Raw genomic sequence first — 12,931 nt, forward strand, 5'->3', positions numbered from 1 at the left:
GACGGCTACGGGGATCGCATCGTGAACGGTTCAGCAAACGCCGCGATCCTCCGCGCTGCCGGCATCCAGAAACGCTTCGGCGCGCTGGTGGTGCTCGACGATGTCGACTTCGCCATGAATGCCGATGAGGCCGTCGGCATCGTCGGCCCGAACGGCGCCGGCAAGACGACGCTGCTCAGCATCTTATCAGGCGCATTCCCGCCGAGCGCCGGCACGGTCGCCTTCAAGGGTGGCGATGTGACCGCGATGCCGGCTACAGCGCGCTGTCGTCTCGGCCTGGTGCGCACGCACCAGGTGCCCAAGCCGTTCGGCGGCATGACCACGTTCGAGAACGTTTTTGTTGCCGCGTCGCATGGCGCCGGTCTCGCCCGCGACGAGGCCTATGAAGAGGCGCTGGAGTCGCTGAAACTGTGCGGCATGATGGGCGTGGCCAACCGGCGCGCCGAAACGCTCGGCCTGCTCGACCGCAAGCGGCTGGAACTTGCCCGCGCGCTCGCGGCAAGGCCTACGCTGCTTCTGCTCGACGAGATCGGCGGCGGACTGACCGATGGCGAGGCGAGCGAACTTGTCGATACCATCAAGGAATTGCGCCGCCGCAAGATCGGCATCGTCTGGATCGAGCACATCGTCCACATCCTGCTGCAGGTGGCAGAGCGGCTGATCTGTATGGACGCCGGCAAGATCATCGCCGATGGCGAGCCGCAAGCGGTGATGGCCGACCCGGAAGTCGTGCGCGCCTATCTCGGCGGAGGCCCGAAATGAGCCTGCTCGCAATCGAGAATCTGGTCGTCCGCCATGGCCTGTTGCAGGCGGTGCGCGGTGTGAGCTTTACGATCGAGCGCGGCGAAACGCTGGCGCTGGTCGGCGCCAACGGCGCCGGCAAGACGACGCTGCTGCGGGCGATCGCCGGCGCCCATGAGCCGACGGCCGGCCGCGTGCTGCTGAATGGCGCCGATATCACCGGCGTTCCCTCGCACAAGCGCGTCGGCATGGGCGTCGCGCTGGTGCCGGAAGGGCGAAAACTGTTCGTGCAAATGACGGTCGAGGAGAACCTCCTGCTTGGCAAGACCGCCGGCCGTCCCGGCGACTGGAGCGTGGAACGAGTGCTCGACACGTTCCCCAATCTGAAGCCGCGCCGCCATGCCAAGACCGGGCATCTCTCCGGTGGCGAGCAGCAGGCCACCGCCATCGGCCGCGCTTTGATGAGCAATCCCGAACTGCTGCTGCTCGACGAGGTCTCGCTCGGCCTGTCGCCGCTGGTGGTCGACCGCGTATACGCTTCGCTGCAAGGCCTGATCAGCTCCGGCACGACGATCATCCTGGTCGAACAGGACCTCAATCGCGCGCTCTCGGTCTCGGACAAGGTCATCTGCATGCTCGAAGGACGCGTCGCGCTGGAAGGCCCGAGCAAGGGCATGTCCCGCGATGAAGTGACGAAAGCCTATTTTGGTCTGCACAGAAAAAGCGCCGGGAGTGTGCCGGCATGAGCAACCAGATCGTCCAGGGCATCCTGCTCGGCGGCTACTACGCGCTGATCGCCTGCGGCCTCTCCTTCATGTTTTCGGTGATGCGCATAATCAACCTCGCGCATGGCAGCCTGGCCGTGTTTTCCGCCTACGCGCTGTGGTGGCTCGCCTCGCAATTCCATATCTCGCCCTTCGTCGGCGTGCTCATCGTGCTGCCGCTGATGGCGGCCATCGGCTGGGCGCTGCAGCGCTTCCTGCTCGAGCGCAGCGCCCGCGGCGGCGCGCTCCTGCCGATCCTGACCACGTTCGGCCTCGCCATCGTCATCGACAATGCGCTGTTCGAGCAGTTCGGCGCCGACACACGTTCGCTGGCGCCCTATATCGGCAGCCTCTCCTACGATTCCTGGGAATGGCCGGGCAGCATCTATGTCGGCAAGCTTGCCGTGATCATGTTCGCCGCCGCCGTCATCTTGCTTGGCGGACTGCAGCTGTTCCTCACCCGCACCAGGCTTGGCCGCTCGATCCGCGCCACGTCGGAAGATCCCGACACGGCCGGTCTCGTCGGCGTCGATGCGCGCCGCGCCAATGCCCTCGCCGCCGCCATCGCCATGGTCACCGTTGGGCTGGCCGGCGCCTTCCTCGCCATGCGCGCCACCTTCGATCCCTATACCGGCGCACCTCAATTGCTGTTCGCCTTCGAGGCGGCGGTGATCGGCGGCGCCGGTTCGCTATGGGGCACGCTGGTCGGCGGCATCGTTCTGGCGCTCGCCCAGACGCTCGGCGCGCAGATCCATCCGCAAGGTTTTCTGATCGGCGGCCATGTCGCCTTCCTGATCGTGCTGTTCATCCGGCTCTCCACCTCCGGCCTTGGCCTGCGCGGCCTGCTGCGCCTGCCCGCGAGGAAAGCATCATGAGCGCGGTTTTAAACGACCCCGTCATCGAGCGCGGCACCTCCGCCTCGCGCATCTCGGCGATTGCGGTCGTCGTCATCATCGCGCTGCTTGGCATCGCGCCGCACTTCCTGTCGGCCGGCGCCGTCGACCGCCTTACCGCCTTGTTCATCTATGTGATCCTGGCAGCGATGTGGAACGCGCTGGCCGGCTTCGGCGGGCTGGTTTCGGTTGGACAGCAGGTGTTCTTCGGCCTCGGCGCCTATTTCGCCATCCGTCTGGCCGATGCCGGCCTCAACCCGTTCGCCTCGCTGTTCGTTTCGGCGATCATCGTCGGCGCGATCTCCTGGCCGATGTCGCTGTTCATGCTGAAGCTTAAGAACGGCGAGTTCGCCATCGGCATGTGGGTGATCGCCGCGCTCACCCATCTGCTGGTCAATCTCGACCGGCTGGTGCAAGGCGAAACCGGGACGTCGCTGATCTCGCTCAACGTCTATGACGCCGGCGTCAGGCGGGCGACGATCTACTGGCTGGCGTTGGCCGCGATGACGGCGCTGCTCGCCACCCTGTTTAGCCTGCTGCGTGGCAGCACGGGTGCGGCCATCCGCGCCATCAGGGACAATGAGGAGGCCGCGGCATCGGTCGGCGTGCGCGTCACTGGAACCAAGCGGCTGCTCTTCGTGCTCGCCGCCTTCGGCATCGGCATGGCCGGCGCGCTGTGGTTGGCCACGTCGATCACCTTCCAGCCGAAAACCTACTTCAACGTCCAGTGGACCGCCTACATGATCTTCATGGTGCTGGTCGGCGGCATCGGCACCTTCGAGGGCGCCATTCTGGGTGCGCTGCTGTTCTTCCTCATCGAGACCTGGTTCGGCGGCACCGGCGTCTGGTATCTGATCGGCCTCGGCGCCACGGCGGTGCTGTTCTCGCTGTTCCTGCCGCGCGGCCTGTGGGGAACGCTGGAGGAGCGCTTTGGCCTGCGCCTGCTGCCGGTCGGCTACCGGGTCAGGCTGCCGGCAAACGCCGGCGATAGTGACGCGACGCCTTCGCCGCAACAGGCCGCAACGCATAGTGAAAAGGCGTGACCATGCTGTTCGGCAAGACCATCCTCATCACCGGTGTCGCCTCTGGTATCGGCGCTCGCACGGCCGAACTTGCCGGCCAACTGGGCGCTGACGTGATCGGCGTCGATATGCGTGAACCGGCAGCATCGGCCGGCAGTTTCGTCAAGGCTGACATCTCATCCAAGGCCGGCGTCGACGATCTCCTCGGGCGCCTGCCGCAGCGCATCGATGCGCTCTGCAATGTCGCCGGCCTCCCCGGCAACACCGGTGCGGTGTCGACACTGGCCGTCAACTTCTACGGCCTGCGCGCGCTCTCGGAAGGCCTCGCACCAAGACTTCGTGAAGGCGGCACCGTAGTCAACGTCGCCTCGATCGCCGGCTATGGCTGGCGCGCCAATCTCAACCGCGCGGCATCGATGGTCGGCATCGAAGGCTTTCCCGATGTGGCGAAGATGATCGCCGACCATCAGGTGAAGAACGAGGAAGGCTATCCCGTTTCCAAGGAGCTGCTGCTGTTGTGGACGCAGCGCGCCGCACATCAGGACCTGTTCAGGAGCCGCGGCATCCGCGTCAATGCAGTGAGCCCCGGCCCGGTCGAGACGCCGATCCTCAAACAGTTCCGCAATGTGCTGGGTGACGCCCGCGTGGACAGCGACATCGCCAGGGTCGGGCGCGCCGGAACCTCGGGCGACATCGCGCCTGTCGTGCTGTTCCTGTGCTCGGACGGCGCACGCTGGGTCAACGGCGTCAATGTGCCGGTTGACGGTGGGCTTGAAGCATCGATCAATGCCGAGGTGCTCGGCTTCTAGACCATGATCCCGAAAAGTGGGAGCCGGTGTTCGGATCAGATCGTGGTCGATAATAGATAGAAAAGACGCTCCACGGCGAGCGAGGGAGAGAACAATGGACATCGGACTTCTGATCGACGGCGACAAAAGGGATGCCTCCGGCTCAGCCTCTTACGAGCGCATGGACCCGTTCACCGGCAAGCTGGCGACCCGCGCTGCCGCAGCCAGCATCGCCGACGCCAATGCCGCGGTCGAAGCCGCTGCTGCCGCTTTCAAGACGTGGTCGAAGACCGGCCCGGGCGAGCGCCGCGCTTTGCTGTCCAAGGCGGCCGATGTCATGGACTCCAAGGTCGGCGAATTCACCAAATTGATGATGGAAGAAACCGGCGCGACCGGCCCCTGGGCCGGCTTCAACGTCATGCTCGCCGCCAAAATGCTGCGCGAGGCAGCCGCCATGACGACGCAGATTTCGGGCGAGGTCATTCCCTCCGACAAGCCCGGCACGCTGGCCATGGCGATCCGCCAGCCGGCCGGCGTCTGCCTCGGCATCGCGCCGTGGAATGCACCGGTCATCCTCGGTACTCGTGCCATCGCCATGCCGATCGCCTGCGGCAACACGGTTGTGCTGAAAGCTTCGGAAATGTGCCCAGGCACACACCGGCTGATCGGGCAGGTGCTGGTCGAGGCCGGCCTGCCCAAGGGCGTCATCAATGTCGTCACCAATGATCCCAAGGACGCAGCGACAATCGCCGAGGCACTGGTCGCGCACCCCGCCGTAAGGCGTGTCAACTTCACCGGCTCGACCAAGGTCGGCAGGATCATTGCCGAACTCGCCGGCCGTCACTTAAAGCCGGCGCTGCTCGAACTCGGCGGCAAGGCGCCGCTGGTCGTGCTCGACGATGCCGACATCGACGCCGCGGTCAATGCGGCGACCTTCGGCGCCTACATGCATCAGGGCCAGATCTGCATGTCGACCGAGCGTCTGGTCGTCGATGAAAAGGTCGCCGACGAATTCGTCGCCAAGCTCGCCGCCCGCGCCGCGCAGCTGCCTGCCGGCGACCCGCGCGGCCATGTCGTGCTCGGTTCGCTGATCAGCGGCCAAGCCGCCGACAAGATGGAAGAACTGGTTGCCGACGCCGTCGCCAAGGGCGCCAGGCTTGTGGCCGGCGGCAAGCGCACCGGAACCGTAGTCGAGGCGACATTGCTCGACCACGTGACGCCGGCGATGCGCGTCTATTCGGAAGAATCCTTCGGCCCGGTCAAGCCGGTGATCCGCGTCAAGGGCGAGGACGAAGCGGTACGTGTCGCCAACGATACCGAATACGGCCTGTCTTCAGCCGTGTTCAGCCGCGACATCCGCCGTGCCATGGCGGTTGCCGCGCGCATCGAAGCTGGCATCTGCCACATCAACGGCCCGACCGTCGGCGACGAGGCGCAAATGCCGTTCGGCGGCGTCAAGGGTTCAGGCTACGGCCGCTTCGGCGGCAAGGCCTCGATTGCCGAGTTCACCGACCTGCGCTGGCTAACCATCGAGGATCCGGGGCAGCACTATCCGTTTTGACTGCACCTTCTCCGACAGGGGGAGAAGGGAAGGAGCCCTCAGGGCCGGTTGCCTGGCGAGCCAACGGATTCCCGCATCAAAACCCGGCAAGGCTCGAGCCGCGCGATCGGCGGCCCCTCCCGGAGTTGTAAATCGTTTAATGGTGGGTATTTTACCCCTCAAGCACATGCCGCCGGAAGGCGGCAAGCGGTTTTGGGGACTACCACAAGTGCAAAGCAAGAATACGCGATACGCATCGCGCCGGGGAGGAGTCGTTATGCCAAACAAAGCCCTGCCGCTGGTCATCAGCGCGCCGGAACCACGCACGCTCGACCTGATCTTCACCCCACCGCAGCTGGCGCGCCTCAAGGCGCATTACCGCGTCGTCGAGACGACGGCCGAGGGCGTGGCGAACTTGCCCGCCGACGTGCTGGCCGAAGCCCGCTATATTATCGGCCAGCCGCCGATCTCGCCCGAGACCTTGGACCAGATGCAGGCGCTGCGTTGCGTCTTCAATGTCGAGACCAACCTCATCAACAACATGCCCTATGAGACGCTGTTTGCGCGCGGCATCCATGTCGTCACCACCGGCCTCGTCTTCGCCGAGCCGGTGGCCGAGCTTGGCCTCGCCATGGCGCTCAACCTCGCCCGCAACATCGTCGATGCCGACCTCGCCTTCCGCAAAGGCGAGGAGCTGTGGGGCGGTGACGGCAATTTGACGGCGCGGCTTCTGTCCGGCGCCGATGTCGGCATCATCGGCTTCGGCGATCTCGGCCGTGCGCTCAACCGACTGCTGTCGGGTTTTCGCACCCGCACCAAGGTCTTCGACCCTTGGCTGCCGCCGTCGATCCTGATCGACAATGGGGTGAAGCCGGCCTCGCTGGACGAGGTGCTGACATCAAGCGATTTCGTCTTCGTCGTCGCTTCGGTGACCTCGGAGAACCAGGGTTTCCTCGGCGCTGAGGCCTTTGCAAGTATGCGCAAGGGCGCCGCCTTCATCCTGCTCAGCCGCGCCGGCGTCGTCGACTTCCCTGCCCTGATGGCGGCGGTGAAAAGCGGCCACATCGTCGCCGCCAGCGATGTCTTCCCTGAAGAGCCGCTGGCGCAGGACCATCCGGTCCGCACGATCCCCGGCTTCCTGCGCTCCGCCCACCGCGCCGGTGCGCTTGACATCGCCTTCAAGCGCATGGGCGACATGGTGCTGGAGGACATGGACCTGATCGACCGCGGCCTGCCGCCTCTGCGCTCCAAGCGCGCCGAGCGCGAGACGGTGTCAAGGATGCGTTCGAAGCCGGCGGACAGGAACTAGCTGTCGCGAGAAATCCGCCTGAGATGGATTTCGCAGTTGGGCTAAACCCTTTGTCATCGCCGCTCAGGATGACCGGGAACCTTTGACCGGTATTGGCGTTTTTCAGCCGGATCGCTCCCATTCGATCCAGACCCTACTATCGATGCCCCGCCAGGCCTAGCCGGCGGGGTATTGATTTTGAAGGCAGTCGGGCTGTGGGAGGCTTGGCCTACTCCAAGGAGGCTCGTCACGATTCGCGTCGGTGGCGGTCCTTTTTATTCACTCCCGAGCAAAGCCGGAGGCGGCCTGCTCGCCTCGCTCTATCCGGCAGCAACGCCGGCTGCCGAGCGATTGGCCAGCACCAGCCCGACCTCGCCGACAACCTGCTCGACGCGCTTCAGGATGGGTTCGGCCCGCAGCACGCCGTCGGAAAAGTCCTTGTCCGTGGCATAGACCCCTGTCGGCAGCGTCAGCGCCTCGAAAAAGCCGAACAGCGGCCGCAACTGGTGCTCGACGATCAACGCGTGGCGATCGTTGCCGCCGGTGGCAAGCAGCACCACCGGCTTGCCGCGCAAGGCGGCGGGATCGAACAGATCGAAGAAGTGCTTGAACAGGCCGGTGTAGCTGCCCTTGTAGGTCGGCGACCCCACCACCAGCACATCAGCATTGACGACGCTGTCGAAGACTGCCCGGGCCTGGCCGTCGAGATCGCGCGCCCATTTGGCAGCGCCGAGCGACGGGCCGAGGTCTTCGATGTCATAGGTGCTCGCCGACAGGCCATGCTGGCGCGCAATATCCCTGACAACCTGGTCGACGAAGCCACGCGTCTTGGACGGCCTGGTGAAATTGCCGGAAAACCCGACGACGGTTGGATTGGGCATATTCTGGCACCTCTTGCGCGGCGGGCAGGCCCGCCTCATACCGCATGTTTACAGGCTTGCGCCTGCCGCAAGAAGCAAGGATAGGCGCTCCAGCGCCATTGCCGGGGAATTTTTTTCCGTTTGGCCGATGCGCTCACTCAGGCCGCGAGAAACAGAACCGTCTGCAAGAGCAGAGCGATATTGGCGGCGGCCGGGCCTCGCGGTAGGACTTTGCCAGCACTATGTCTGATCATATCCCGACGCGGTTCGCCGCCGCTTTGCCCAGGAGATGCTTCGTGCCCAAAGGTTCTGACCTGCTTGTTGCCGCCCTCGAGAATGAGGGCGTCGATCGCATCTTCGGCATTCCCGGCGAAGAAAACTTGGACGTCGTCGAATCCATCCGCAAATCCTCGATCCAGCTCATCCTCACCCGTCATGAGCAGGCGGCGGCGTTCATGGCCGCCACCCATGGCAGGCTCACCGGCAAGCCGGGCGTCTGCATCACCACGCTCGGGCCCGGCGCCCTGAACCTGACGACGGGTGCCGCCTATGCGCTGCTGGGCGCCATGCCGATGATCATGATCACCGGGCAGAAGGGCATCCGGTCGTCGCGCCAGGCCCGCTTCCAGATCGTCGACATCGTCGCCGCGATGAAGCCGCTGACCAAGCTGTCACGCCAGATCATCTCGGCGAAGACCATTCCCGCCGTGGTGCGCGAAGCGTTTCGGATTGCCGAAGAGGAGCGTCCGGGACCGGTGCATCTGGAACTGCCCGAAGACATCGCGGCCGAGGAGTGCGACGATGTCGCGCTGATCCCGCCGCCTCCGGTCGAGCTTCCGCTGGCCAGCCCGCTTGCGCTCGACCGCGCCGCCGAGATGATCATCAAGGCGCAGCGTCCTCTGGCAATGCTGGGCGCCGCCGCATCGCGGCCGCGCTCGACGTCCGACCTCGCCCAGTTCGTGATCAGGACCGGCATTCCCTATTTCACCACGCAGATGGGCAAGGGCACGGTGCCCGGCGGCACCGAACTCTACATGGGCACCGCCGCGCTCTCCGAGCGCGACTATGTCCATGAGGCCATCGAACAGGCCGACCTCATCATCACCATCGGCCACGACACGATCGAGAAGCCGCCCTTCATTATGGGCGACAAGGGACCGAAGGTGATCCATGTCGGTTACCAGCCGGCCAATGTCGAGCAGGTCTATTTCCCGCAGACCGAAGTGGTCGGCGACATCGGCGCTTCGCTCAGGCTGCTTGCCGACCGGATCGAGGGCAAGATCCCCAACGCGCAGGCGCTACTGCCGCTGCGCGAAGGGATTTTGAGCCGCATTGCCGCCCGCGCCACCGAAGACCGTTTCACGCCGCAGCGCTTGGTGCACGATGTGCGCGCGGTGATGCCGGCCGATGGCATCCTGGCGCTCGACAACGGCATGTACAAGATCTGGTTTGCGCGCAACTACCGCACGCGCGTCGCCAACACTTTGCTGCTCGACAACGCCCTGGCCACGATGGGCGCCGGCCTGCCGTCGGCGATGACGGCCGCGATGCTCTATCCCGCACGCCGCGTCATGGCGATCTGCGGCGATGGCGGCTTCATGATGAACAGCCAGGAACTGGAAACCGCCGTCAGGCTGAAGCTCAATTTGGTCGTGCTGATCATCGAGGACAATGCTTTCGGCATGATCCGCTGGAAGCAGGCGGTCGACCGGTTCCCCGATTTCGGCATGACCTTCGGCAATCCCGATTTCGTCCGCTATGCCGAGGCCTATGGCGCCAAGGGAACCAGGGTCGGCGCCGTCTCAGAAATACAATCGACGCTTGAACAGGCCTTTGCCTGCGGTGGCGTCCATCTCGTCGTCGTTCCGATCGACTATTCGGAGAACGAGCGCGTCCTGGTCGAGGAACTGCGCCACCGGTTGCCGGCGCCACCGGAGGCCTGACGGTGGAGTAGATACCGCCGCAGCAGCGCTCAGGCGGCCCGGACCTTGGCGCTCCCACGCGCCCAGGTCGGCAGCCAGTCGCCATGTGTCGCCAGCAACTCATCGACCAGCGCCCAGATCTGGTCGAGATCGAGTTCGGCCGCCGTATGCGGGTCCATCATCGCCGCGTGGTAGATGTGCTCGCGGTTTTCGGTCATCAACGCCTGCACCGTCAGTTCCTGCACATTGATGTTGGTGCGTATCAACGCGGTGAGTTGCGGCGGCAGCTCGCCAATATAGGTCGGCTGGATGCCGGAGGCGTCCACCAGACACGGCACCTCGGCGGCGCAATTGTCCGGCAGCGAGGTGATGCAGCCATTGTTGCGGACATTGCCGTAGATCACCGAAGGCTCCCCGGTCCACACCGAGTTCATGATCGAGGACGCGTATTCCTTCGATTGCTCGACCTCGACGCGGTCGGCCGAGCGATAGGCTTCGGCCTGGCCCTTCCAGCGCTCGATCTGTTCGATGCAGCGCTTGGGATATTCGTCGAGCGGAATGCCGAACTTCTCGATCAGGTCGGGGCGGCCTTCCTTGATGAAATAGGGCGTGTATTCGGCGAAATGCTCGGAGCTTTCGGTGACGAAATAGCCGAGACGCGTCAGCGTCTCGTAGCGCACCTTGTTGGGGCACCGCGGGTTCCAGCCCGGCTTCGGCGCCCTGCCCTCGCGATAGGCGCGGACCAGGTCCGGATAGAGGTTGCGGTAAGAGCCATCCGGCTGCAGGTGCTCGAACTTCAGGTAGAAGGCCATGTGGTTGATGCCGGCCGAGCGGTAGCGTATCTCGTCGTAGGGAATGTCGAGATCGTGCGCCAGTTCCATCGCTGTGCCTTGCACCGAATGGCAGAGGCCGACCTGTTTGATGTCAGGAAATTTCTCTGAAATCGCCCAGGTGTTGATCGCCATCGGGTTGACGTATTGCAGCATGATCGCGTCGGGGCAGACGGCCAGCATGTCCTCGCAGATCTTCCACAGATGCGGCACGGTCCGGAGGCCGCGCATGATGCCGCCGACGCCGAGCGTGTCGGCAATGGTCTGGCGCAGGCCGTATTTCTTCGGCACCTCGAAATCGGTGACGGTGCAGGGCTCAAAGCCGCCGATCTGGAAGGCGACGACGACGAAGTCGGCGCCGGCGAGCGCCTTGCGTTGGTCGGAATAGGTCTCGGCCTTCGCCTTCACGCCCAGCGTCGCGATCAGCTTGTTGACGACGATGGCGCTCTCTTCCAGCCGCTGCGGATTGATGTCCATCAGCGCGATCGTCGCGCCTGACAGCGATGGGCGCTGCAGCACGTCGCCGACAATGTTCTTCATGAACACGGTCGAACCCGCGCCAATGAAGGTGATCCTGGGATGTCTTGCCACTATTAAACCTCCGGCACTTTGCTACGCCACGTCGAAAGCGGCCCTGACGAGCCGTTCGGTGTAGGCGGTCTTGGGATGGGTGAGGACCTCGTCGACGGGCCCCTGTTCGACGATCTTGCCGTTCTGCATGACGATGACGCGATGGCAGAGCGCGCGCACCACCTTGAGGTCGTGCGAAATGAAGAGATAGCTAAGGCCGCGTTCGTCCTGCAGCTTGCGCAACAGGTCGATGATCTGCGCCTGCACCGAAAGGTCGAGCGCCGATGTCGGTTCATCGAGCAGGATGAATTCGGGCTCCAGCGCGATGGCTCGGGCAATGGCGATGCGCTGCCGCTGGCCGCCGGAAAATTCGTGCGGGAACCGCGACAGGATATCGCCGGGCATGCCGGCGCTGACCAGGGCGTCGCGAACCCGACCGACCCGCTCGCGCCGTGTCGCGCCGATCCTGTTGACGACCAGCCCTTCCTCGATGATCTGGCCGATCGTCATACGCGGGTTAAGCGACGAGAACGGATCCTGAAAAACGACCTGCATGCGCGAGCGCAGCGGCCGCATCCCGGCGCGAGACAGGCCGTGGATCGGCTGGCCGTCGAAGCTGACCTCGCCGCGCTTGGCCTCGGTGAGCTTGAGCAAGGCGAGACCGAAGGTGGTCTTGCCGGAGCCGGATTCGCCGACCAGCCCCAGTGTCTCGTGGCGGCAAAGCTTCAGGCCGAGATCGTCGACGGCGACGAGCTCGCGCCAGTCCGGCTTCAGGAAGCTGCCATGGCGCAGCATGAAGCAGACGCGCATATTGCGGGCCTCGAGGATGGTGCCGCTGTTTTCCGGCAGCGGCTGCGGCTTGCCGTGCGGCTCTGAAGCGAGCAGCCGCTTGGTATAGGCATGCTGCGGGTCGGCGAACAGCCGCTCGGTAACGTTGTGCTCGCACATCTCGCCATGCTGCATGACATAGACATAGTCCGAGAATTTCCGCACCACGGTGAGGTCGTGGGTGATCAGGATGACCGCCATCCTGAGTTCTTTTTGCAGATTGCGGATCAAATTGAGGATCTGCGCCTGCACCGTGACGTCGAGCGCCGTCGTCGGCTCGTCGGCAATCAGCACATCGGGGTCGTTGGCGAGCGCCATGGCGATCATAACGCGCTGGCGCTGCCCGCCCGACATCTGGTGCGGATACTGCTTGATGCGTGCTTCCGGCTCGGGGATCTGGACATGCCGCAAAAGCTCGAGCGCCCGCGCCCAGGCTTGCTTGCGGCTGACCTTTCGATGCACCCTGATCGCCTCGACGATCTGACTGCCGACCGTATAGATCGGGTTGAGCGAGCTCATCGGCTCCTGGAAAATCATCGAAATGCGATTGCCGCGCAATTTGCGCCGAGCGCTCTCGGGGAATTTCAGTATGTCCTGCCCGCAATAGTCGATGGTGGAGTTCGGCGACACGGTGGCCCGCTTTGACAAGAGCCCCATGACGGCGCGCGCCGTCACCGACTTGCCGGAACCGGACTCGCCGACGATGGCGATCGTCTCCCCGCGATAGAGCTGGAACGAGACATCCTTCACCGCGTCGACGACGCCGTGCTCGACCTTGAAGGCGACCTCGATGTTGCGGGCATCGATGATGGGTTGGTCGTGGCGGCCGGCATGGTCGAGCCGGACGGCTGGTGCGAAGGTGGCTGCGAGCGCTACGGTCATCCC

Annotated in this window: 11 protein-coding genes; 8 read left to right on the forward strand and 3 right to left on the reverse strand. The window is 64.6% G+C overall.

Annotated features, from left to right (window positions below; translation table 11 throughout):
- The first annotated feature begins 87 nt into the window (after positions 1 to 87).
- The 7 genes from NKI05_RS15620 (at position 88) to NKI05_RS15650 (ending at position 7,057) form a co-directional block, all read left to right on the forward strand.
- Positions 88 to 762 (forward strand): ABC transporter ATP-binding protein, encoded by a 675-nt coding sequence (locus NKI05_RS15620; protein ID WP_502898761.1) that lies wholly within the window; start codon positions 88 to 90, stop codon positions 760 to 762.
- Positions 759 to 1,487 carry an ABC transporter ATP-binding protein gene (locus NKI05_RS15625; RefSeq protein ID WP_023685278.1) on the forward strand — a complete coding sequence of 243 codons (729 nt, stop codon included), beginning with the start codon at positions 759 to 761 and terminating at the stop codon, positions 1,485 to 1,487. Before NKI05_RS15620 ends, NKI05_RS15625 begins: the two co-directional genes overlap by 4 nt.
- Positions 1,484 to 2,380 (forward strand): branched-chain amino acid ABC transporter permease, encoded by an 897-nt coding sequence (locus NKI05_RS15630; RefSeq protein WP_023815844.1) that lies wholly within the window; start codon positions 1,484 to 1,486, stop codon positions 2,378 to 2,380. The genes NKI05_RS15625 and NKI05_RS15630 overlap by 4 nt, the downstream gene beginning before the upstream one ends.
- Entirely contained in the window at positions 2,377 to 3,441 is a 1,065-nt protein-coding gene (locus NKI05_RS15635; RefSeq protein WP_023685280.1) for a branched-chain amino acid ABC transporter permease, read from the forward strand. The genes NKI05_RS15630 and NKI05_RS15635 overlap by 4 nt, the downstream gene beginning before the upstream one ends.
- A gap of 2 nt (positions 3,442 to 3,443) precedes the next feature.
- Positions 3,444 to 4,229 carry a coniferyl-alcohol dehydrogenase gene (locus NKI05_RS15640; protein ID WP_027050689.1) on the forward strand — a complete coding sequence of 262 codons (786 nt, stop codon included), beginning with the start codon at positions 3,444 to 3,446 and terminating at the stop codon, positions 4,227 to 4,229.
- Positions 4,230 to 4,323: 94 nt separating this feature from the next.
- The gene (locus NKI05_RS15645) at positions 4,324 to 5,769 is read left to right on the forward strand and encodes an aldehyde dehydrogenase (protein ID WP_023815845.1); all 1,446 of its coding nucleotides are present in this window, start codon (positions 4,324 to 4,326) and stop codon (positions 5,767 to 5,769) included.
- A 256-nt stretch (positions 5,770 to 6,025) separates the two neighbouring features.
- Positions 6,026 to 7,057: a hydroxyacid dehydrogenase gene (locus NKI05_RS15650; protein WP_023729450.1), complete on the forward strand. Its 1,032-nt coding sequence runs from the start codon at positions 6,026 to 6,028 to the stop codon at positions 7,055 to 7,057.
- A gap of 299 nt (positions 7,058 to 7,356) precedes the next feature.
- On the opposite strand, the gene msuE is transcribed toward NKI05_RS15650, so the two are convergent.
- The gene (gene msuE / locus NKI05_RS15655) at positions 7,357 to 7,917 is read right to left on the reverse strand and encodes an FMN reductase (protein WP_352792613.1); all 561 of its coding nucleotides are present in this window, start codon (positions 7,915 to 7,917) and stop codon (positions 7,357 to 7,359) included.
- 275 nt (positions 7,918 to 8,192) lie between these two features.
- On the opposite strand from msuE, the gene NKI05_RS15660 reads away from it, so the two are divergent.
- Entirely contained in the window at positions 8,193 to 9,839 is a 1,647-nt protein-coding gene (locus tag NKI05_RS15660; protein ID WP_023815847.1) for an acetolactate synthase large subunit, read from the forward strand.
- Between the two features lie 29 nt (positions 9,840 to 9,868).
- On the opposite strand, the gene NKI05_RS15665 is transcribed toward NKI05_RS15660, so the two are convergent.
- Both NKI05_RS15665 and NKI05_RS15670 read right to left on the reverse strand, forming a co-directional pair.
- Entirely contained in the window at positions 9,869 to 11,239 is a 1,371-nt protein-coding gene (locus NKI05_RS15665) for an alpha-glucosidase/alpha-galactosidase (RefSeq protein ID WP_023815848.1), read from the reverse strand.
- A gap of 21 nt (positions 11,240 to 11,260) precedes the next feature.
- Positions 11,261 to 12,928 carry an ABC transporter ATP-binding protein gene (locus tag NKI05_RS15670; RefSeq protein WP_352792616.1) on the reverse strand — a complete coding sequence of 556 codons (1,668 nt, stop codon included), beginning with the start codon at positions 12,926 to 12,928 and terminating at the stop codon, positions 11,261 to 11,263.
- Between the last annotated feature and the right edge of the window lie 3 nt (positions 12,929 to 12,931).

Origin of the sequence: Mesorhizobium sp. M0771 (assembly GCF_040320155.1) — a bacterium.
GTDB lineage: Bacteria > Pseudomonadota > Alphaproteobacteria > Rhizobiales > Rhizobiaceae > Mesorhizobium.

What these genes read in the sequence shown, in the direction of transcription:
- NKI05_RS15650 (WP_023729450.1), top strand. Translation starts at nt 6,026, where the DNA reads ATGCCAAACAAAGCCCTGCCGCTGGTCATCAGCGCGCCGGAACCACGC.
- msuE (WP_352792613.1), bottom strand. Translation starts at nt 7,917, where the DNA reads ATGCCCAATCCAACCGTCGTCGGGTTTTCCGGCAATTTCACCAGGCCG.
- NKI05_RS15670 (WP_352792616.1), bottom strand. Translation starts at nt 12,928, where the DNA reads ATGACCGTAGCGCTCGCAGCCACCTTCGCACCAGCCGTCCGGCTCGAC.
- NKI05_RS15640 (WP_027050689.1), top strand. Translation starts at nt 3,444, where the DNA reads ATGCTGTTCGGCAAGACCATCCTCATCACCGGTGTCGCCTCTGGTATC.
- NKI05_RS15630 (WP_023815844.1), top strand. Translation starts at nt 1,484, where the DNA reads ATGAGCAACCAGATCGTCCAGGGCATCCTGCTCGGCGGCTACTACGCG.
- NKI05_RS15635 (WP_023685280.1), top strand. Translation starts at nt 2,377, where the DNA reads ATGAGCGCGGTTTTAAACGACCCCGTCATCGAGCGCGGCACCTCCGCC.
- NKI05_RS15625 (WP_023685278.1), top strand. Translation starts at nt 759, where the DNA reads ATGAGCCTGCTCGCAATCGAGAATCTGGTCGTCCGCCATGGCCTGTTG.
- NKI05_RS15645 (WP_023815845.1), top strand. Translation starts at nt 4,324, where the DNA reads ATGGACATCGGACTTCTGATCGACGGCGACAAAAGGGATGCCTCCGGC.